Origin of the sequence: Pseudomonas sp. B21-059 (assembly GCF_026016285.1) — a bacterium.
GTDB classification, from domain to species: Bacteria; Pseudomonadota; Gammaproteobacteria; order Pseudomonadales; family Pseudomonadaceae; genus Aquipseudomonas; species Aquipseudomonas danubii.
This window is the reverse complement of sequence record NZ_CP087201.1, coordinates 6,474,561-6,491,749: the sequence shown is the minus strand read 5'-3', so window position 1 is coordinate 6,491,749 and position 17,189 is coordinate 6,474,561. Positions and strand designations below refer to the sequence as shown.

Genomic DNA, 17,189 nt, shown 5'->3' with positions numbered 1-17,189 from the left:
TACCCGCTTGATGCTCGTCAAATGAAAGGGCCAAGCCTAAACCTATTGTTCGCAGGCTGCATGGCGATCGAGGCAAAAAACTGGCGCCAGTGCCGTTGCGCTTGCCAGGCCACGGCACACCGGGGCGGGTTGATCAACGTAGAGAGAGCACAGCCGCCCATTGCTCTGCGGTCACTGGCATGACTGACAGGCGACTGCCTTTTTGCACCAGGGGCATTTCAGCGAGGGCAGTCTGCTGCTTGAGATAGTCCAGGCGCAGGACCTTGCTGAAGGTTTCCACGTGGGCTACGTCGATTGCGCTCCAGGCATTTTTCTCGGCGCTGGACTTGGGGTCGAAGTAGACGCTGTCCGGTTCCAGGGCGGTGGGGTCCGGGTAGGCCGCCTTGATGATTTGGCCGATGCCGGCGATGCCTGGCTCCGGACAACTGGAGTGGTAGAAGAAGAACTCATCGCCGACGGCCATGGCGCGCAGGAAGTTGCGTGCCTGGTAGTTGCGCACACCGTCCCAACGGGCCTTTCTAAGCTTGTTCAGGTCCTGAATCGAGAGTTCGTCTGGCTCGGATTTCATCAGCCAATAGGCCATGTTTCTTACCCTCCAAAGGGTGGTTGGGCAGGTTGTCGGAGGATTTTATGACAAACCGACAGTCGGTTGACGCCAGCATTTGCGTGTCGGTTCACGTTATCGCAGAATGCCGGGATTTTAAGCTTGACGCTGCTGCACGGCCTGTTATGGAAACCGTTGCTGTCATCGTGTGTGACTTGCCCGAGGGGGGGCAATCGATGAAACGCCAACCGGATTTACTATGGATTTTGGTTATTTTGTTCGGTTTGGGCGTTGTGACCACCGGTTATGCGCAGAGCTTATGGGCCAACAAGACCGATGCCCCGATCGAGATTGCCCAACAGCCGCAACCCTTCAAGCGTTGAATCCGTCCCGGCGTCGCTGAGCCAGCGCGACGTCTATCGGGCGCAGTACCATCCCTGATCAGTCACGGTGCCCTGTAGCGGCACATCCCAGCTGGCCTGATCCAGTCTCGCGACCTTCTGACATTCATGGGCCAGCCCCAGCAGCTTCGGCTTGCGCCAGCTCTTGCGCCGCGCCAGGTAAGCCAGGCTGCGGTCGTAGAAGCCGCCGCCCATTCCCAGGCGTCCACCGTCTTCGTCAAATCCCACCAAGGGCAGGAGCACCAGATCCAGCGCCCAGACCTTGCGTTGGCGTGCGACGTTGATCCTGGGTTCGAGGATGCGAAAGCGGTTGGGGCGCAGTTTTTCTCCGGGACGCACGCGCTGGAAGACCATCTTGGTCCGTGGCCAGGCACTGAGCACAGGCAGGTACGTGGCCTTGCCCCGGCGTTGCGCGGCACGTAGCAGCAGGCGCGGATCGATCTCTCCGTCAGTGGGCAGGTACAGGGACAGGTGTCGGGCTCGGCGAAACACTGGATTGTGCGCCAGCTGGCGGTACAGTCCGCTGGCGGCCTGGCGTTGCTGGGCAGGTGTCAGGGAGCGACGGGCTTTACGCAGCATGCGTCGAAGTTGCGGGCGGGAAAGCGGCGCAGGTTCGGTCATGGAGGAGGCTATGGAGAGTCGGACATGGCAGAACAGCCTACCCGGAAAAACCAATGCCAGCATGGATAACTGGCATTGGCTGAGAATTCAGGCTCCCCAGGCGAACCGCTGTCGACTTAGCCCTTGAACCCGAAAGTTCAAGGCGGAAGATGCAGCAGGCTTTAAGGCTTTCCGTCTAGCGGACATGCACACCAGCCCAACGTGCAACTTCCAGGGTAGTGCGAATCGGCTCAGGGACATCGCCAACTGGCAAGCACCCCAGGGAGTGGCGGGAGTATACCGCAACCGCTGTCAGGAATCAGCCTTGCTTGCGTCCGAATCGGTGGCCAGGACCAGGTCGACGCGTTCCAGAAGATCGCGCACTTGTTCGCGAGTGGTGGCGCTGGCCTGCACATCCGGACGCTCCTGGCGGTGCAGCAGATCGTGGGTGATGTTCAGCGCGGCCATGACCGCGATGCGATCGGCACCGATGACTTTGCCGCTGCTACGGATCTCGCGCATCTTGCCGTCCAGGTAACGGGCTGCGCTCACCAGATTGCTGCGCTCTTCCTGGGGGCAGATGATCGAATACTCTTTGTCGAGGATCTGCACGGTAACGCTATTGCTTGAACTCATGAGTCTTGCTCCAGGGCCTTGAGGCGCGAAATCATCGATTCGACCTTACGCCGGGCGATTTCGTTTTTTTCAATGAGGTGCGCGCGTTCCTCGCGCCAGGTCTTTTCCTGAGCTAATAAGAGTGCGTTTTGACTCTTTAGTTGCTCGACCCGGGTAATAAGCAGTTCGAGTCTGGCCATCAGTGCGTGCAGGTCGGTGTCTTCCATTGTGTCCCACTGAAGTTGGTCTGATGAGTGGCAACTGGCTGGGCAGCGCCTGGACGGCCCGATCAGTCCTGGCGCATCGGGTGCTGTCGGTCGGCAATCTGTCCGTCGCCCCAGGCCCCGCGGACCGCTGTAACGGGGCGCAAGGCGCAACGCGGCGCTGGCAATGAATGATGACACGCCCTACGATACAAGGCCTTCATTCTAGACATTGCGCCGCTTGGCGCCTAGCTGCCCATGCCCATTCAGAATTCCCCGTACAACGCCTTCGCCACCCTGCTCAGCAGCAGCGGTCATCCTGTTTCTCCTGCCGAATTGCACGGCCTGTTGCTGGGCCGTAGCTGCGCTGGCGCCGGCTTCGAGGTCGACGGCTGGCTGGTGGACGCTTCCGAGCTGCTCGAAGGCGAGCCACAAGAAAATGTGCGCAACGCCCTGATCGGCCTGCAGGAAATGGTCAAGGGCGAGCTCACCAGCGACGACATGACCGTGGTCCTGCTGCTGCCCAGCGACGACGCGCCATTGACTGAACGTGCCGCGGCCCTGGGCCAGTGGTGCCAGGGTTTCCTCGCCGGTTTCGGCCTCAACTCCCGTGACAGCAGCGCCCTGAGCGTCGAGGCCACGGAAGTGTTGCAGGACCTTGCAGCCATCGCTCAGGTACAGGATGCGCTGGAAGAGTCCGACGACGGTGAAAGCGACTACATGGAAGTGATGGAGTACCTGCGGGTCGCGCCATTGCTGCTGTTCACCGAAACCAACAAGACCGTTGCACCGGCTGCCAAGCCTTCTCTGCACTGACTGACAGGGAACTGCATCTGCCCATGATTCATATCCCTAGAGCGGAATACAGCCGTCGCCGCAAGGCGCTCATGGCGCAGATGGAGCCCAACAGCATCGCGATCCTGCCGGCGGCGGCCGTGGCCATTCGCAACCGCGATGTGGAGCACGTCTACCGCCAGGACAGCGATTTCCAATACCTCAGCGGTTTTCCCGAGCCCCAGGCCGTGATCGTGCTGATGCCCGGTCGCGAGCATGGCGAGTACGTGCTGTTCTGCCGTGAGCGCAATGCCGAGCGGGAACTGTGGGATGGCCTACGGGCTGGCCAGGAAGGCGCGATCCGTGACTACGGTGCGGACGATGCGTTTCCCATCACTGATATCGACGACATTCTCCCGGGGCTGATCGAAGGTCGTGACCGGGTCTATTCGGCCATGGGCAGCAACCCCGAGTTCGATCGCCACCTGATGGACTGGATCAACGTGATCCGCTCTAAAGCGCACCTTGGCGCCCAGCCGCCGAACGAATTCGTTGCCCTGGATCATCTGCTGCACGACATGCGCCTGTATAAATCGGCGGCGGAAGTGAAGGTGATGCGCGAAGCCGCACGGATTTCCGCCCAGGCCCATATCCGGGCCATGCAGGCCAGTCGCCCCGGATTGCACGAGTTCAGTCTGGAAGCCGAGCTGGACTACGAGTTCCGCAAGGGCGGGGCGAAGATGCCGGCTTATGGTTCCATCGTCGCGGCCGGGCGCAACAGCTGCATCCTGCACTACCAACAGAATGACGCCCTGCTCAAGGACGGTGATCTGGTGTTGATCGACGCCGGTTGTGAAATCGACTGCTATGCCAGTGATATCACCCGGACCTGGCCGGTCAACGGTAAGTTCTCGCCCGAGCAGAAGGCGATCTACGAACTGGTGCTGGCGGCCCAGGAAGCGGCGTTTGCCGAGATCGCCCCGAACAAGCACTGGAACCAGGCCCATGAGGCAACGGTTCGGGTGATCACCGCCGGTCTGGTGAAGTTGGGTCTGTTGGAAGGCGCAGTCGACGAGCTGATTGCCAGTGAGGCTTACAAGACGTTTTACATGCACCGCGCCGGGCATTGGCTGGGCATGGATGTACACGATGTCGGCGAATACAAGGTCGGCGGCGAGTGGCGGGTGTTGGAGGTCGGCATGGCGCTGACCGTGGAGCCGGGCATCTACATCTCCCCGGACAACCAGCAAGTGGCGAAGAAGTGGCGCGGCATTGGCGTGCGCATCGAGGACGACGTGGTAGTGACCAAGCAGGGCTGTGAAATTCTGACAAGCGGCGTGCCGAAAAGTGTCGCCGAGATCGAGGCGCTGATGGCAGCAGCCCGAGTTCAGGCCTCATGAGCCGGGTCAATCTGGCCATCATCGGTGGCGGCCTGGTCGGCGCAAGCCTGGCCCTGGCCCTGCAGGCCGGAGCCAAGGCCCGGGGCTGGAAGATCGTGCTGATCGAACCCTTCGCCCCCGGCGACAGCTTCCAGCCCAGCTACGATGCGCGTTCCTCGGCACTGTCCTTTGGCGCCCGACAGATCTATCAGCGCCTGGGCTTGTGGCAAGCGATCTCCCGGCGCGCCGAGCCGATCAAGCAGATTCATGTGTCCGACCGTGGGCGGTTTTCCACTGCGCGCCTGTCGGCCATGGAAGAAGGGGTTCCGGCCCTGGGTTATGTGGTGGAAAACGCCTGGCTCGGTCAATGCCTGTGGCAAGGACTGGACAAGGACGTGATCAGCTGGCGCTGTCCGGCGGAGGTCACTCGCCTGGAGCCTCTGGAAGGCGGCTATCGCCTGACCCTGAATGACGAAACCACACTGGAATGCGACCTCGCGGTGCTCGCCGACGGTGGCCGCTCCGGCCTGCGCGAACAATTGGGTATCGGGGTCAAGAATCGCCCCTATAACCAGAGCGCGCTGATTGCCAACATCACCCCCAGCGAAGCCCACAACGGCATGGCCTTCGAGCGCTTCACCGATGACGGGCCGATGGCGTTGCTGCCATTGCCGGAAAATCGCTGCGCGCTGATCTGGACCCGCCAGGGCATGGACGCTCAGCGTCTGGCCGACCTGGATGACCGGAGTTTCCTCAGTGAGTTGCAGGGCGTGTTCGGTTACCGCCTGGGCACCTTGAAACAAGTGGGTGCGCGGCATTTGTATCCGCTGTCCCTGGTAGAAGCCGAAGAGCAGGTGCGCTCCCATCTGGTGGTGCTGGGCAATGCCGCCCACAGCCTGCATCCGATTGCCGGACAGGGCTTCAACCTGTCGCTGCGTGATGCCCAGGCCCTGGCGGATGCCTTGCTGGCCAGCGAGCAGCTGCCGGGCGATTTTGCCGTGCTGCAGGCTTATCGCGAGCGCCAGCGCCTGGACCAGAGCCTGACCGTGGGTTTCTCCGATCAGGTCACGCGGCTGTTCGGCAGCAAGCTGCCCCTGCTGTCGGTGGGGCGCAATCTTGGCTTGCTCGGACTGGACCTGCTGCCCCCGGCCAAGCGCTGGTTCGCGCGCCAGGCCATGGGCCTGGGCACTCGTCCGGATGCGTGAGTGGCTGACTCGACGCGTCGGCAAGGCACGCTTGCTGCGCTGGGTGATGAACCTGTATCCGCCCTATCTGGGGGCAGGTGTGCGGATTCGCCAGATCAGCGCGGATTTCCGCGAAGTCCAGGTCTCCATGGGCCTGGGCTGGTACAACCGCAACTATGTCGGCACCCAGTTCGGTGGCAGCCTGTATTCGATGGTGGACCCGTTTTTCATGCTGATGCTGATGGAGAACCTGGGACGCGACTACATCGTCTGGGACAAGGCCGCGGCCATCGACTTCATCGCTCCGGGCAAGGGACCGGTGTTTGCTCGGTTCAGCATTGACCAGGCGCTGCTCGACGAAGTGCGCCAGCAGACCGCAACGGGCGAGAAGTACCTGCCGCAGTTGCAGGTAGAGATTCATGACGGCTCCGGCACCCTGGTGGCGCGGGTCGATAAAACCCTTTATGTGCGGCTCAAGCCGCAAGCGAGACAGGCCTAAAGCATGGAAATGCGCGCAGATGTGCTGATTGTCGGAGCCGGAATGGTCGGCAGTGCCTTGGCGTTGGCGTTGCAGGGCAGTGGCCTGGAAGTGCTGCTGCTCGATGGCGGCTCCTTGAGTGTCAAACCCTTCGACGCCGAGTCGCCGTTCGAACCCCGGGTCAGTGCCTTGTCGGCCGCCAGCCAGCGGATTCTGCAGCGCCTTGGCGCCTGGGACGGTATTGCCGCGCGGCGCAGCAGCCCCTACTGCGACATGCAGGTCTGGGATGGCAGCGGCACCGGGCAGATTCACTTCTCGGCCTCCAGCGTGCATGCCGAGGTGTTGGGGCATATCGTCGAGAACCGCGTGGTTCAGGATGCCTTGCTTGAGCGTTTGCACGAGTGCGACATCGGTTTGTTGGCCAATGCCCGCCTGGAGCAGATGCGCCGCTCCGGCGATGACTGGCTGCTGACCCTGGCGGACGGCCGGGTCCTGCGGGCACCCCTGGTCATCGCCGCCGATGGCGCCAACTCGGCCGTGCGTCGCCTGACCGGCTGCGCCACCCGGGAATGGGATTACCTGCATCACGCCATCGTCACCAGTGTGCGCAGCAGCCAGCCCCATCAATTGACCGCCTGGCAGCGATTCACCGACACCGGCCCGCTGGCGTTTCTGCCGCTGGTACGGGACGGGCAGCACGACTGGTGCTCCATCGTCTGGTCCACCACGCCCACCGAGGCCGAGCGCTTGATGGCCCTGGATGACGCCGCGTTTTGTGCTGAGCTGGAGCGCGCCTTCGAAGGTCGCCTGGGCACAGTGCTCAGCGCCGACCCTCGGCTTTGCGTGCCGCTACGCCAGCGCCACGCCAAGCGCTACGTGGCCGAAGGCCTGGCCCTGATCGGCGACGCCGCCCATACCATTCATCCGCTGGCGGGACAGGGGGTCAACCTGGGTTTCCTCGATGCCGCGGTGCTGGCCGAAGTGCTGCTGCAAGCGGCCAGCCGTGGCGAGCGCTTGGCCGAGGTCAAGGTACTGAGCCGTTTCGAGCGTCGGCGCATGCCCCACAACCTGGCGCTGATGGCGGCCATGGAAGGCTTCGAGCGGCTGTTCCAGGCCGATCCGTTGCCGCTGCGCTGGCTGCGCAACACTGGCCTGAAGATGGTCGATCAGATGCCCGAGGCCAAGGCGCTGTTCGTGCGTCAGGCACTGGGCCTGAGCGGCGATCTACCGGAGCTGGCCCAAGCGTAGGAGCCGGCTGGCCGGCGAAGCTTCCTGGCGGACGACCCTACGCAACATCTGGTAACGCCTCGACGCCAGGTTCGGTTGAGAAGGCAAATGGGAGTCCTTATCATTTCGCCTCATTTTATAATCGAGAGACTGCTCCCATGTTGGCACCGAAGCGTCTACTGACCGCCCTGGCACTCACTTTCATCGGCACCGCCGCCCATGCTGCCGATGAAGTCGTGGTCTACTCCTCGCGTATCGATGAGCTGATCAAGCCGGTGTTCGATGCCTACACCCAGAAGACCGGGGTGAAGATCAAGTTCATCACCGACAAGGAAGCGCCGCTGATGCAGCGGATCAAGGCCGAGGGCGAAAACGCCACCGCCGACCTGCTGCTCACCGTGGACGCCGGCAACCTCTGGCAGGCCGAGCAGATGGGCATCCTGCAACCGTTCACCTCCAAGGTCATCGACAGCAACATCCCTCTGCAATACCGCTCTTCCAACCACGCCTGGACCGGCCTGAGCCTGCGGGCGCGGACCCTGGCCTACTCCACCGAGCGGGTCAAACCTTCCGAACTGACCACCTATGAAGCCCTGGCCGGCAAGCAGTGGGAAGGCCGTCTGTGCCTGCGTAGCGCGAAGAAGGTCTACAACCAGTCGCTGACTGCCACCTTGATCGAGACCCACGGCGCGGCGAAGACCGAAGAGATCATCAAGGGCTGGGTCAACAACCTGTCCACCGATGTGTTCTCCGATGACATCGCGGTGTTGGATGCGATCAACGCCGGCCAATGCGACGTTGGCATCGTCAACACCTACTATTACGGCCGCCTGCACAAGCAGAAGCCCGACCTGGCGGTGAAGCTGTTCTGGCCGAACCAGGGCGATCGCGGGGTGCACGTCAACCTGTCGGGTATTGGCCTGACCAAGTACGCGCCGCATCCGGAGGCGGCCAAGGCGCTGGTGGAGTGGATGACCACGCCTGAAGCGCAGAAGATCTTTGCCGACGTCAACCAGGAGTTCCCGGCCAACCCGGCGGTGGCGCCTTCTGCGGAAGTGGCCAGTTGGGGCAAGTTCGTGGCCGATACCCTGCCGGTTGAGATCGCCGGCAAGCGCCAGGCCGAGGCCATTCGCTTGATGGACCGCGCTGGCTGGAACTGAGACTGCCGTTATACTGCGCCCCGCTTTTGCGGGGCGTTTTGTTTAACGGCCTGCCATAGGAGCGGGCTTGCCCGCGATGGCGCCGCCGCTTCCCCTTGTACGTTCCACCTGCCCGAGAGTTCTTTGTGGCCCATCCTGCCCAACGTCGCTGGTATCCCCTGGTCTTCGCCGTAGCGGCCCTGGTCCTGTTGCCGCTGAGTGTGCTGCTGCTGTCCTGGCAGGCCGTCGACCAGCAGATCTGGTCCCACCTGTGGGACACGCAGATGCCGCGTCTGTTGAGCAACACCCTGACCCTGGTGTTCGGGGTCGGCGTTGGCGTCACGCTGCTGGGGGTGAGCCTGGCCTGGCTCACCAGCCTCTGCGAGTTTCCCGGGCGGCGCTGGCTGGATTGGGCGCTGATGCTGCCCTTCGCGATCCCGGCCTATGTACTGGCCTTTGTCTTCGTCGGCCTGCTGGATTTTTCCGGACCGGTGCAAAGTCTGCTGCGGGAATGGTTCGGCACAGGCTTGCGGCTACCGAGAGTGCGCTCCACCGGCGGCGTGATCCTGGTGCTGGTGCTGGTGTTCTATCCCTACGTCTACCTGTTGGCACGCAACGCCTTCCTGGCCCAGGGCAAAGGGTTGATGGAGGCCGCTCGGGTGCTTGGGCAGTCGCCCTGGCAGGCCTTTTGGCGCGTGGCGCTGCCGATGGCGCGGCCGGCCATCGGCGCTGGGGTCGCCCTGGCACTGATGGAGACCCTGGCGGATTTCGGCGCGGTGTCGGTGTTCAACTTCGACACCTTCACTACCGCTATCTACAAGACCTGGTACGGGTTTTTCAGTCTATCCAGTGCCGCGCAACTGGCCAGCCTGTTGCTACTGGCGGTGATGCTGGTGCTGTACGGCGAGCGACGCGCCCGCGGCGCCAGTCGCACCGGCAACGAGCGGCCCCGGGGCAAGGCGCTGTACCACCTGTCTGGGCTCAAGGCCATGGCGGCTACGGGCTGGTGCCTGCTGGTATTTGCCTGTGCCTTCGTGATCCCGCTGCTGCAATTGCTGGTGTGGTTCTGGCAGCGCGGGCGCTTTGACCTGGATGAGCGCTATGCCGGGCTGATTGTCCACACCCTGTACCTGGGAGGCATGGCGGCGCTGATCACCGTCAGCGTGGCTTTGCTGTTGGCATTCGCCCGACGCTTGGCGCCGACCCGAGGCATCCGCGCCGGGGTCAGCCTGGCCAATCTCGGTTACGCCTTGCCCGGCTCGGTGCTGGCGGTATCGATCATGCTGGCCTTCAGCTATCTGGACCGGGAACTGGTGATTCCGTTGTCCGGCTGGTTGGGCGGGGCCGGCAAGCCGCTGTTGCTGGGTAGCCTGTCCGCCTTGTTGCTGGCCTACCTGGTGCGTTTTATCGCGGTGGCCTACGGACCGCTGGAAAACAGCCTGGAGCGGATTCGCCCGTCGCTGCCCGAAGCCGCGCGCAGCCTGGGGGTGGGTGGGCCGCGACTGTTTTTCAAAGTGTATCTACCGCTGTTGCTGCCCGGGACCCTGAGCGCGGCCTTGCTGGTGTTCGTCGATGTGCTCAAGGAAATGCCCGCCACCTTGCTGATGCGCCCGTTCGGCTGGGACACGCTGGCGGTGCGGATCTTCGAGATGACCAGCGAAGGGGAGTGGGCGCGAGCTTCGTTGCCGGCGCTGACCCTGGTGCTGGTGGGGCTGCTGCCGGTGATTGGCCTGATTCGTCGCTCGGCCCATCGAATCGGTTAGGTGCCAGCCTTCCACCTTGCGGCTACAATGCGCGGCATTCGGTGCGGCCTGTTGTTTGGCCGGGACGCTGAAATCGGCTGCAAGCCATCTATTTCAAGGCTTTCACCCTAGCAGCGCCAGTCCGCACCCTCGCCACGCCCGGAAGGAGAAACCCATGGGACAGCGTACGCCTCTGTATGACCTGCATCTCGCCCTCGGCGCGAAAATGGTCGATTTTGGCGGTTGGGATATGCCTTTGCATTACGGCTCGCAGGTCGAGGAGCACCATCAGGTGCGACGTGATTGCGGTGTGTTCGATGTATCGCACATGACCGTGATCGATGTCAGCGGCGCTCAGGCCAAGGCCTGGCTCCAGCACTTGCTGGCCAATGATGTCGAACGTTTGCAGCACCCTGGCCAGGCCTTGTACAGCACCATGCTCAATGAGCGCGGCGGCATCGTCGACGACATGATCGTCTATCGCCTCGAGGACGCTTATCGCCTCGCGCTCAACGCCGCCACCCGGGACCAGGACCTGGCCTGGATGCAGGCGCAGTTGGGTGAGTTCCAGGTGCAACTGCGCGAGCGACCGGAGCTGGCCATGCTGGCGATCCAGGGACCTCAGGCCCGGCACAAGATCGCCGAGCTGGTGACCCAGTCCCGTGGCGCCCTGATTCAACAGCTCAAGCCTTTCGAAGCCGGCACCGACGGTGACTGGTTCATCGCCCGCACCGGTTACACCGGTGAGGATGGACTGGAAATCGTCCTGCCCGCCGATCAGGCGCCGGCCTTTTTCAACGATCTGGTGGGAGCGGGGATCTCGCCCATCGGCCTGGGCGCCCGGGATACCCTGCGCCTGGAAGCCGGCATGAACCTCTACGGCCAGGATATTCACCAGGATGTTTCGCCCTTGGCGGCGAACATGGCCTGGAGCATTGCCTGGGAGCCGTCGTCACGCAAATTCATCGGTCGTACCGCTCTGGAGGCTGAGCGAGCGTCCGGGGTGAAGCAGAAACTGGTGGGGTTGGTACTGGAAGAGCGTGGGGTTTTGCGCGCGCATCAAGTGGTTCGCATCGCCGATGTTGGCGAAGGTGAGATCACCAGTGGTAGTTTCTCCCCTACGCTGAGTAAATCGATCGCACTGGCGCGGGTGCCGATGGCCACCGCTGACCGTGCCGAAGTGGAAATCCGCGGCAAGTGGTACCCGGTCCGGGTGGTCAAACCGACCTTCGTGCGCCACGGCAAGACTTTGATCTAACTATTTCCAGCCGGCCTTGCGCCGCTGACACTTCTTTTTGAGGACACAGAACATGAGCGATATCCCTGCCCACCTGCGTTTTGCCGATAGTCACGAATGGGCCCGTCTGGAAGCTGACGGCAGTGTGACCGTGGGTATTAGCGACCACGCCCAGGAAGCCCTGGGTGATGTGGTATTCGTCGAGCTGACGGAAGTTGGCAACGTGTTTGGCGCAGGGGACCAGGCGGGCGTGGTGGAATCGGTCAAGGCCGCTTCCGACATCTATGCCCCGGTGGCCGGTGAAGTGATCGCCGTCAACGAAGAGCTGAGCGCCAGCCCCGAGCTGCTCAACAGCGACCCCTACGGCGCCTGGATCTTCAAGCTCAAGCCAAGCAACCCGGCCGATCTGGAGAAACTGCTGGACGCCGCCGGCTACAAGGCCGCCATCGGCGAGTAAGTCGCTCCTGCAAGCAGGCCCGCTCCCGTTGTGCAGGAGCGAGCTTGCTCGCGAAGGCCCTTTAAGCCTGCAACACCTCTTTCACCGCCACCACCGCACGTTCCACGTCGGCCTTGCTCATGGCAGTGAACATCGGCAACGAGACGATCAGACGACCGACCCGTTCCGCCACCGGGAACATTCCCTCCTTGAAGCCGCGCTCGCGGTACAGGCTCAGCAAGTGAATCGGCGGATAGTGATAGCCGATGCCGATGCCCCGTTCCTGCATCTGCTCCATGAAGACGGCGCGAGCCGGCTTGCCGTCCTTGCGCTCCGGCAGTACCAGCTGGAACAGGTGCCAGTTGCTGTTGCTGAAGTCCGCCGGCGGTAGTTGGGCGCCATAGCGAGTTTCGAAGTCGCTGCCAAAGCACTCGAAGTAATGTCGGGCCAGCTCGCGGCGGTGGGCGGTGATTGCCTCGATATGGGCAAACTGCCCCAGGCCGATGGCAGCGGCGACGTCGGTCATGTTGAACTTGCCCCCCAGTACATCCACATCCAGACCGTCGAAGCCGTTGCGGGTGACCCCTTGCAGGCGGTACTTCTCGGCCAGGCGCACTTCTTCAGGGGTATTGAGTACCAGGCAGCCGCCCTCGGAGGAGGTGACGTTCTTGTTGGCCTGGAAGCTGAAGGACACGAAGTCGCCACCGGCGCCGATGCGTTGGCCATTCCAGCTGGAACCCAGGGCCTGGGCCGCGTCTTCCACCAACCGCAGGCCGTGTTTCTTGGCCAGGGCGTACAGGCGAGTCATGTCCACCGGCAAGCCGGCCAGGAGCACCGGGATGATGGCTTTGGTGCGTGGCGTAATAGCAGCTTCCACCTGGGCCAGGTCGATGTTGCGGGTGACCGGATCAATGTCGGCGAACACCGGCGTGGCACCCACTTCGAGAATCACGTTGGCGGTGGCCACCCAGGAAATCGGCGTGGTGATGACTTCATCTCCAGGGCCGATGCCGGCAATGCGCAAGGCGATCTCCATGGTGCAGGTGCCGGAGTTGAAGGTACGCACGGTGCGTCCGCCGAAGAACTCCGAGAGCTGGGCTTCGAACGCCTGGACCTTGGGGCCGCTGGTGATCCAGCCCGAGCGCAGCACTTCGCCGACGGCGGCGATGGTGGATTCATCGATGGTGGGTTTGGAGAACGGCAGGAAAGGCGGTTGGCTCATGACGATGGGGCACCCGATAAGCGGACGATGAGAGCAGGGGTTGCGGCGCACCGGGGCTGGCGCGCGGACGCCCTGCATGATGGTACCGATTGCCTCGGGATGCCAGCGCGTCGACGCGCAGAATCGGCTGCTATGCTGCTTGGCACCCTGTTGCATCGACGCTGAGCGCCGCTTATCGGAGAGAGCCTGCCATGTCCCCGTCGCCATCCCTGAGCCAGTTACGCGAGCCCAACGCATTTCTCCACCGGCACCTGGGGCCCGATGCCGAGGAGCAGCAAGCGATGCTCGCCAGCCTCGGGCTGGGGAGTCGGATCGAGCTGATCGAGCAGACGGTGCCGCCGGGCATCCGCCTCAATCGCGCCCTGGACCTGCCGCCGGCGCTGGATGAGCAGGCGGCCCTGGCCAAGCTCAAGGGGTATGCCGCGCAGAACCAAGTCTGGACTAGCCTGATCGGCATGGGTTACCACGGCACCCTGACGCCGACGGTGATCCTGCGCAATGTGTTGGAAAACCCCGGTTGGTACACCGCCTACACGCCCTACCAACCGGAAATCGCCCAGGGCCGGCTCGAAGCCCTGCTGAATTTCCAGCAGATGACCATCGACCTCACCGGCCTCGATTTGGCCAACGCCTCCTTGCTGGACGAGGCAACCGCAGCGGCCGAAGCCATGGCCCTGGCCAAGCGCGTGGCCAAGTCCAGGAGCAATCTGTTTTTTGTCGATGAACACTGCCATCCCCAGACCATCTCCGTGGTGCGCACCCGGGCCGAGGGGTTTGGTTTCGAGGTGATGGTCGATGCTGTGGATAACTTGCCCGCGCATCAGGTGTTTGGCGCGCTGTTGCAGTACCCGGATACCCACGGCGAGATCCGCGACCTGCGGCCGTTGATCGATCAGTTGCATGCCCAGCAGGCCCTGGCCTGTGTGGCCACCGATCTGCTCAGCCTGTTGGTACTGACCCCGCCCGGCGAGCTGGGGGCCGATGTGGTCCTGGGCTCCTCCCAGCGCTTCGGCGTGCCCATGGGCTACGGCGGTCCTCATGCAGCGTTTTTCGCTTGTCGCGACGAGTACAAGCGGGCGATGCCCGGGCGCATCATCGGCGTGTCCAAGGATGCCCGGGGGCAGGTGGCCTTGCGCATGGCCCTGCAAACCCGCGAGCAGCATATCCGCCGCGAGAAGGCCAACTCCAACATCTGCACCGCCCAGGTGTTGTTGGCCAACATCGCCAGCTTCTATGCGGTCTATCACGGTCCGGCTGGCCTCAAGCGCATTGCCCAGCGGGTGCATCGATTGACCTGCATCCTCGCTGCGGGCCTTGAGCGCCACGGCATAACGCGGGTCAACCGGCACTTTTTCGACACCCTGACCTTGGAGGTGGGCGGCAGTCAGACCGCGATCATCGAGAGCGCCAAGGCGCTGCAGATCAACCTGCGAATTCTCGGCCGTGGCCAGTTGGGCCTGAGCCTCGATGAGACCTGTGACGAAACCACCGTGGCCCGGCTGCTGGACGTGTTTCTCGGCGCGGACCATGGATTGGACGTCGCCGAACTGGATGCCGAGGTGCTGGCCTCGGGTCTTCCTGACAGCCTGTTGCGCCGCAGCCCCTACCTGACTCATCCGGTGTTCAGCGCCCATCACAGCGAAACCCAGATGCTGCGCTACCTCAAGCAACTGGAGAACAAGGACCTGGCGCTCAACCAGTCGATGATCCCCTTGGGCTCCTGCACCATGAAGCTCAATGCCAGCAGCGAGATGATCCCCATCACCTGGCCGGAATTCGCCAACCTGCACCCCTTTGCCCCTCGGGAGCAGGCCGTCGGCTACACCTTGATGATCGAGGAACTGGAGCGTTGGTTGTGCGCCATCACCGGCTTCGATGCCATCTGCATGCAGCCCAACTCCGGCGCCCAGGGCGAATACGCGGGGGTTGCTGGCCATTCGTCGTTACCACGAGAGCCGCCAGCAAGGCGGGCGGCACATTTGCCTGATACCGGCCTCGGCCCATGGCACCAACCCAGCCTCGGCACAGATGGCCGGGATGCAGGTGGTGATCGTCGAATGCGATGAGGCCGGCAACGTCGACCTGGAGGATCTGACGGCCAAGGCCCAGGCCGCCGGTGATCGGCTGTCCTGCCTGATGGCCACTTACCCCTCGACCCATGGCGTCTATGAAGAGGGCATCAGCCAGATCTGTGAAGTTATCCACAGCCACGGCGGCCAGGTGTACATGGACGGCGCCAACCTCAATGCCCAGGTGGGCCTGACTCGGCCTGCGGACATCGGCGCCGATGTCTCGCACATGAACCTGCACAAGACGTTCTGCATTCCCCATGGCGGCGGCGGGCCGGGGATGGGGCCGATCGGCGTGCGAGCCCATCTGGCGCCCTTTGTCGCCAATCACCCGGTGGTGCCCATCGACGGGCCGCTTGCAGAGAATGGCGCGGTCAGCGCGGCGCCCTGGGGCAGCGCCAGTATCCTGCCCATCAGCTGGATGTACATCGCTCTGATGGGGCCGCAACTGGCGGATGCCAGCGAGGTGGCGATTCTCGCCGCCAACTACCTGGCCGCCCAGCTCAGCGGCGCCTTCCCGGTGCTCTATAGCGGGCGTAATGGCCGAGTGGCCCATGAATGCATCCTCGACCTGCGGCCGCTCAAGGCGCTGACCGGGATTACCGAGGAGGATGTGGCCAAGCGTCTGATGGATTACGGCTTTCATGCCCCGACCATGTCCTTCCCGGTGCCGGGCACGCTGATGGTGGAACCCACCGAAAGCGAGTCCAAGGCTGAGCTGGACCGCTTTGTCGAGGCCATGCTGAGCATTCGTGCCGAGATCGCCCAGGTCCAGGAGGGCAATTGGCCGGCCGAGGACAATCCGCTCAAGGGCGCGCCCCATACCCTGGCGGACATCACCGGGATCTGGGAGCGGCCCTACAGCATCGAGCAGGCGGTGCTGCCCAGTGGTCATGCCCGGGCCCACAAGTACTGGCCTGCGGTGAACCGGGTGGACAACGTCTACGGCGATCGCAACCTGTTCTGCGCCTGCGTCCCGGTGCAGGCCTACCGCTGAACTCGCCTCAGTAGGGGTGGCGTAGCCGCGTCGGACGACTGCCTTGGGTGTTGCGCCGGGATGGGTGAGTGTCCAGGGGATAGAGGTGCAGCAGCTCTTCTTCGATGACCTGGTTGCTCAGGCCCAGTTCCAGTTCCGGGCAGTCCAGGTCCAGCCAGTCGCCGTGTTGCAACTGCAGTTCGCTCTCGCGCCGGCAGGCACTGTGGAACACGTAGTGGACCATGCCCGGTTGCAGGAACTGCTCATGCTGTTCGAGGAAGGCCTGGGAGTATTTGCGGATCGCCCACCAGTTCTGTAGATCGAGACGATAGCTGAGGTAGGACAACTGCACGCCCTGGCGTTCAACTCGTACATTGAGTGACAGGCTGCTCTGCAGCTCGCCGAGGATCAGCGCCGGAGTGATGGCGCACTGGCGCAGGCGTGATTGTGCGCAGGAACTGGCGTCCTGGCGGCTGAGCAGCGGGTCATGGATGTCATGGCCCAGGCTGAAGCCGACAAAGCGCAGTTGCTTGAAGTGGTCCACCAGATACACGCAGAACACCCCTGGCTGACTGCAAATGCTCAGGGCGTGATACGGGATCATCAGCGCCTCGCCGTCGGTCTTGAGCAGGCTGCCGTTGCCCTTGTAGAACCAGCCCTGGCGGGTGTTTGGGGTGTTCAGGCTGACCTCGCTGACCTGGGCCAGGAGGCTGTCGCTGGGTTTGAGTGGCGGACGCAGCGGCCCTTGCGGGTGTCCCTCGGAAGGCTGTTGCGGATGGGCTGGCAGGCTGCGCAGGTACTCGCTCCAATCCAGGTGCCGGCGGGCGCAGAAATGCAGGGTTTCGTATAACCCACCGTGTTCGGACAGGGCATGCATGCTGCGACCATTGTGAAAGTCGAACAGCCCAATGGCGCGCTGTTCCTTGTGGCAGACATCCAGCAACAGCAGGTAATCGTCCATGA

The 17,189-nt window shown here is 63.2% G+C and carries 16 protein-coding genes, 1 other RNA gene and 1 pseudogene; 11 read left to right on the top strand and 7 right to left on the bottom strand.

Features of this window, described 5'->3' with window-relative positions:
- Positions 1–133: 133 nt before the first annotated feature.
- Positions 134–583, bottom strand: coding sequence for an EVE domain-containing protein (locus LOY69_RS28990; RefSeq protein WP_265073909.1), 450 nt, complete (start codon positions 581–583; stop codon positions 134–136).
- A 47-nt stretch (positions 584–630) separates the two neighbouring features.
- Between LOY69_RS28990 and LOY69_RS28985 the strand changes: the two genes are divergently transcribed.
- On the top strand, positions 631–927 hold the full coding sequence (locus LOY69_RS28985; RefSeq protein ID WP_102862188.1) for a hypothetical protein: 297 nt from the start codon (positions 631–633) through the stop codon (positions 925–927).
- 33 nt (positions 928–960) lie between these two features.
- Here the strand turns inward: LOY69_RS28985 and LOY69_RS28980 are convergent, their stop codons facing one another.
- From LOY69_RS28980 to LOY69_RS28965, 4 genes are all read right to left on the bottom strand, one after another.
- Positions 961–1,566, bottom strand: a complete 606-nt coding sequence (locus LOY69_RS28980; protein WP_110652934.1) for a 5-formyltetrahydrofolate cyclo-ligase — start codon at positions 1,564–1,566, stop codon at positions 961–963.
- Positions 1,567–1,655: 89 nt separating this feature from the next.
- Positions 1,656–1,834: non-coding RNA, 6S RNA (ssrS, locus tag LOY69_RS28975), on the bottom strand.
- A 23-nt stretch (positions 1,835–1,857) separates the two neighbouring features.
- Positions 1,858–2,181 (bottom strand): cell division protein ZapA, encoded by a 324-nt coding sequence (locus tag LOY69_RS28970; protein ID WP_016962902.1) that lies wholly within the window; start codon positions 2,179–2,181, stop codon positions 1,858–1,860.
- Positions 2,178–2,387 (bottom strand): TIGR02449 family protein, encoded by a 210-nt coding sequence (locus LOY69_RS28965; protein ID WP_011064144.1) that lies wholly within the window; start codon positions 2,385–2,387, stop codon positions 2,178–2,180. The genes LOY69_RS28970 and LOY69_RS28965 overlap by 4 nt, the downstream gene beginning before the upstream one ends.
- A 234-nt stretch (positions 2,388–2,621) precedes the next feature.
- On the opposite strand from LOY69_RS28965, the gene LOY69_RS28960 reads away from it, so the two are divergent.
- The 9 genes from LOY69_RS28960 to gcvH all read left to right on the top strand — a co-directional run bounded on the left by LOY69_RS28960 (position 2,622) and on the right by gcvH (position 11,980).
- A complete protein-coding gene (locus LOY69_RS28960; RefSeq protein WP_102862186.1) occupies positions 2,622–3,179 on the top strand; it encodes a YecA family protein in 558 nt (185 codons plus the stop codon).
- A gap of 23 nt (positions 3,180–3,202) precedes the next feature.
- The gene (pepP, locus tag LOY69_RS28955) at positions 3,203–4,537 is read left to right on the top strand and encodes a Xaa-Pro aminopeptidase (protein ID WP_102862185.1); all 1,335 of its coding nucleotides are present in this window, start codon (positions 3,203–3,205) and stop codon (positions 4,535–4,537) included.
- Positions 4,534–5,721 (top strand): 2-octaprenyl-6-methoxyphenyl hydroxylase, encoded by a 1,188-nt coding sequence (gene ubiH, locus LOY69_RS28950; RefSeq protein WP_102862184.1) that lies wholly within the window; start codon positions 4,534–4,536, stop codon positions 5,719–5,721. Before pepP ends, ubiH begins: the two co-directional genes overlap by 4 nt.
- Complete coding sequence (locus tag LOY69_RS28945; protein WP_102881233.1) at positions 5,714–6,199, top strand: DUF4442 domain-containing protein; 486 nt, start codon at positions 5,714–5,716, stop codon at positions 6,197–6,199. Before ubiH ends, LOY69_RS28945 begins: the two co-directional genes overlap by 8 nt.
- Positions 6,200–6,208: 9 nt before the next feature.
- Complete coding sequence (locus tag LOY69_RS28940) at positions 6,209–7,426, top strand: 2-octaprenyl-3-methyl-6-methoxy-1,4-benzoquinol hydroxylase (RefSeq protein WP_250329826.1); 1,218 nt, start codon at positions 6,209–6,211, stop codon at positions 7,424–7,426.
- A gap of 137 nt (positions 7,427–7,563) precedes the next feature.
- Positions 7,564–8,565: an extracellular solute-binding protein gene (locus tag LOY69_RS28935; RefSeq protein WP_123390009.1), complete on the top strand. Its 1,002-nt coding sequence runs from the start codon at positions 7,564–7,566 to the stop codon at positions 8,563–8,565.
- A gap of 125 nt (positions 8,566–8,690) precedes the next feature.
- Positions 8,691–10,307: an ABC transporter permease gene (locus LOY69_RS28930; RefSeq protein ID WP_102881231.1), complete on the top strand. Its 1,617-nt coding sequence runs from the start codon at positions 8,691–8,693 to the stop codon at positions 10,305–10,307.
- 154 nt (positions 10,308–10,461) lie between these two features.
- Positions 10,462–11,544: a glycine cleavage system aminomethyltransferase GcvT gene (gcvT, locus tag LOY69_RS28925; RefSeq protein WP_102862179.1), complete on the top strand. Its 1,083-nt coding sequence runs from the start codon at positions 10,462–10,464 to the stop codon at positions 11,542–11,544.
- 52 nt (positions 11,545–11,596) lie between these two features.
- Positions 11,597–11,980, top strand: a complete 384-nt coding sequence (gene gcvH / locus LOY69_RS28920; RefSeq protein ID WP_102881230.1) for a glycine cleavage system protein GcvH — start codon at positions 11,597–11,599, stop codon at positions 11,978–11,980.
- A 61-nt stretch (positions 11,981–12,041) separates the two neighbouring features.
- Here the strand turns inward: gcvH and LOY69_RS28915 are convergent, their stop codons facing one another.
- Positions 12,042–13,181, bottom strand: a complete 1,140-nt coding sequence (locus tag LOY69_RS28915; RefSeq protein WP_265073908.1) for a DegT/DnrJ/EryC1/StrS family aminotransferase — start codon at positions 13,179–13,181, stop codon at positions 12,042–12,044.
- Positions 13,182–13,372: 191 nt separating this feature from the next.
- Between LOY69_RS28915 and gcvP the strand changes: the two are divergent.
- A pseudogene (gcvP, locus tag LOY69_RS28910) lies at positions 13,373–16,247 on the top strand (aminomethyl-transferring glycine dehydrogenase).
- A 7-nt stretch (positions 16,248–16,254) separates the two neighbouring features.
- Here the strand turns inward: gcvP and LOY69_RS28905 are convergent.
- Positions 16,255–17,187, bottom strand: a complete 933-nt coding sequence (locus tag LOY69_RS28905) for a fumarylacetoacetate hydrolase (protein ID WP_170001751.1) — start codon at positions 17,185–17,187, stop codon at positions 16,255–16,257.
- Between the last annotated feature and the right edge of the window lie 2 nt (positions 17,188–17,189).

What these genes read in the sequence shown, in the direction of transcription:
- LOY69_RS28905 (WP_170001751.1), bottom strand. Translation starts at nt 17,187, where the DNA reads ATGGACGATTACCTGCTGTTGCTGGATGTCTGCCACAAGGAACAGCGC.
- LOY69_RS28960 (WP_102862186.1), top strand. Translation starts at nt 2,622, where the DNA reads ATGCCCATTCAGAATTCCCCGTACAACGCCTTCGCCACCCTGCTCAGC.
- LOY69_RS28945 (WP_102881233.1), top strand. Translation starts at nt 5,714, where the DNA reads ATGCGTGAGTGGCTGACTCGACGCGTCGGCAAGGCACGCTTGCTGCGC.
- LOY69_RS28965 (WP_011064144.1), bottom strand. Translation starts at nt 2,387, where the DNA reads ATGGAAGACACCGACCTGCACGCACTGATGGCCAGACTCGAACTGCTT.
- gcvT (WP_102862179.1), top strand. Translation starts at nt 10,462, where the DNA reads ATGGGACAGCGTACGCCTCTGTATGACCTGCATCTCGCCCTCGGCGCG.
- LOY69_RS28985 (WP_102862188.1), top strand. Translation starts at nt 631, where the DNA reads ATGACAAACCGACAGTCGGTTGACGCCAGCATTTGCGTGTCGGTTCAC.
- LOY69_RS28990 (WP_265073909.1), bottom strand. Translation starts at nt 583, where the DNA reads ATGGCCTATTGGCTGATGAAATCCGAGCCAGACGAACTCTCGATTCAG.
- LOY69_RS28915 (WP_265073908.1), bottom strand. Translation starts at nt 13,181, where the DNA reads ATGAGCCAACCGCCTTTCCTGCCGTTCTCCAAACCCACCATCGATGAA.
- LOY69_RS28980 (WP_110652934.1), bottom strand. Translation starts at nt 1,566, where the DNA reads ATGACCGAACCTGCGCCGCTTTCCCGCCCGCAACTTCGACGCATGCTG.
- LOY69_RS28940 (WP_250329826.1), top strand. Translation starts at nt 6,209, where the DNA reads ATGCGCGCAGATGTGCTGATTGTCGGAGCCGGAATGGTCGGCAGTGCC.
- pepP (WP_102862185.1), top strand. Translation starts at nt 3,203, where the DNA reads ATGATTCATATCCCTAGAGCGGAATACAGCCGTCGCCGCAAGGCGCTC.
- LOY69_RS28935 (WP_123390009.1), top strand. Translation starts at nt 7,564, where the DNA reads ATGTTGGCACCGAAGCGTCTACTGACCGCCCTGGCACTCACTTTCATC.
- ubiH (WP_102862184.1), top strand. Translation starts at nt 4,534, where the DNA reads ATGAGCCGGGTCAATCTGGCCATCATCGGTGGCGGCCTGGTCGGCGCA.
- LOY69_RS28970 (WP_016962902.1), bottom strand. Translation starts at nt 2,181, where the DNA reads ATGAGTTCAAGCAATAGCGTTACCGTGCAGATCCTCGACAAAGAGTAT.
- gcvH (WP_102881230.1), top strand. Translation starts at nt 11,597, where the DNA reads ATGAGCGATATCCCTGCCCACCTGCGTTTTGCCGATAGTCACGAATGG.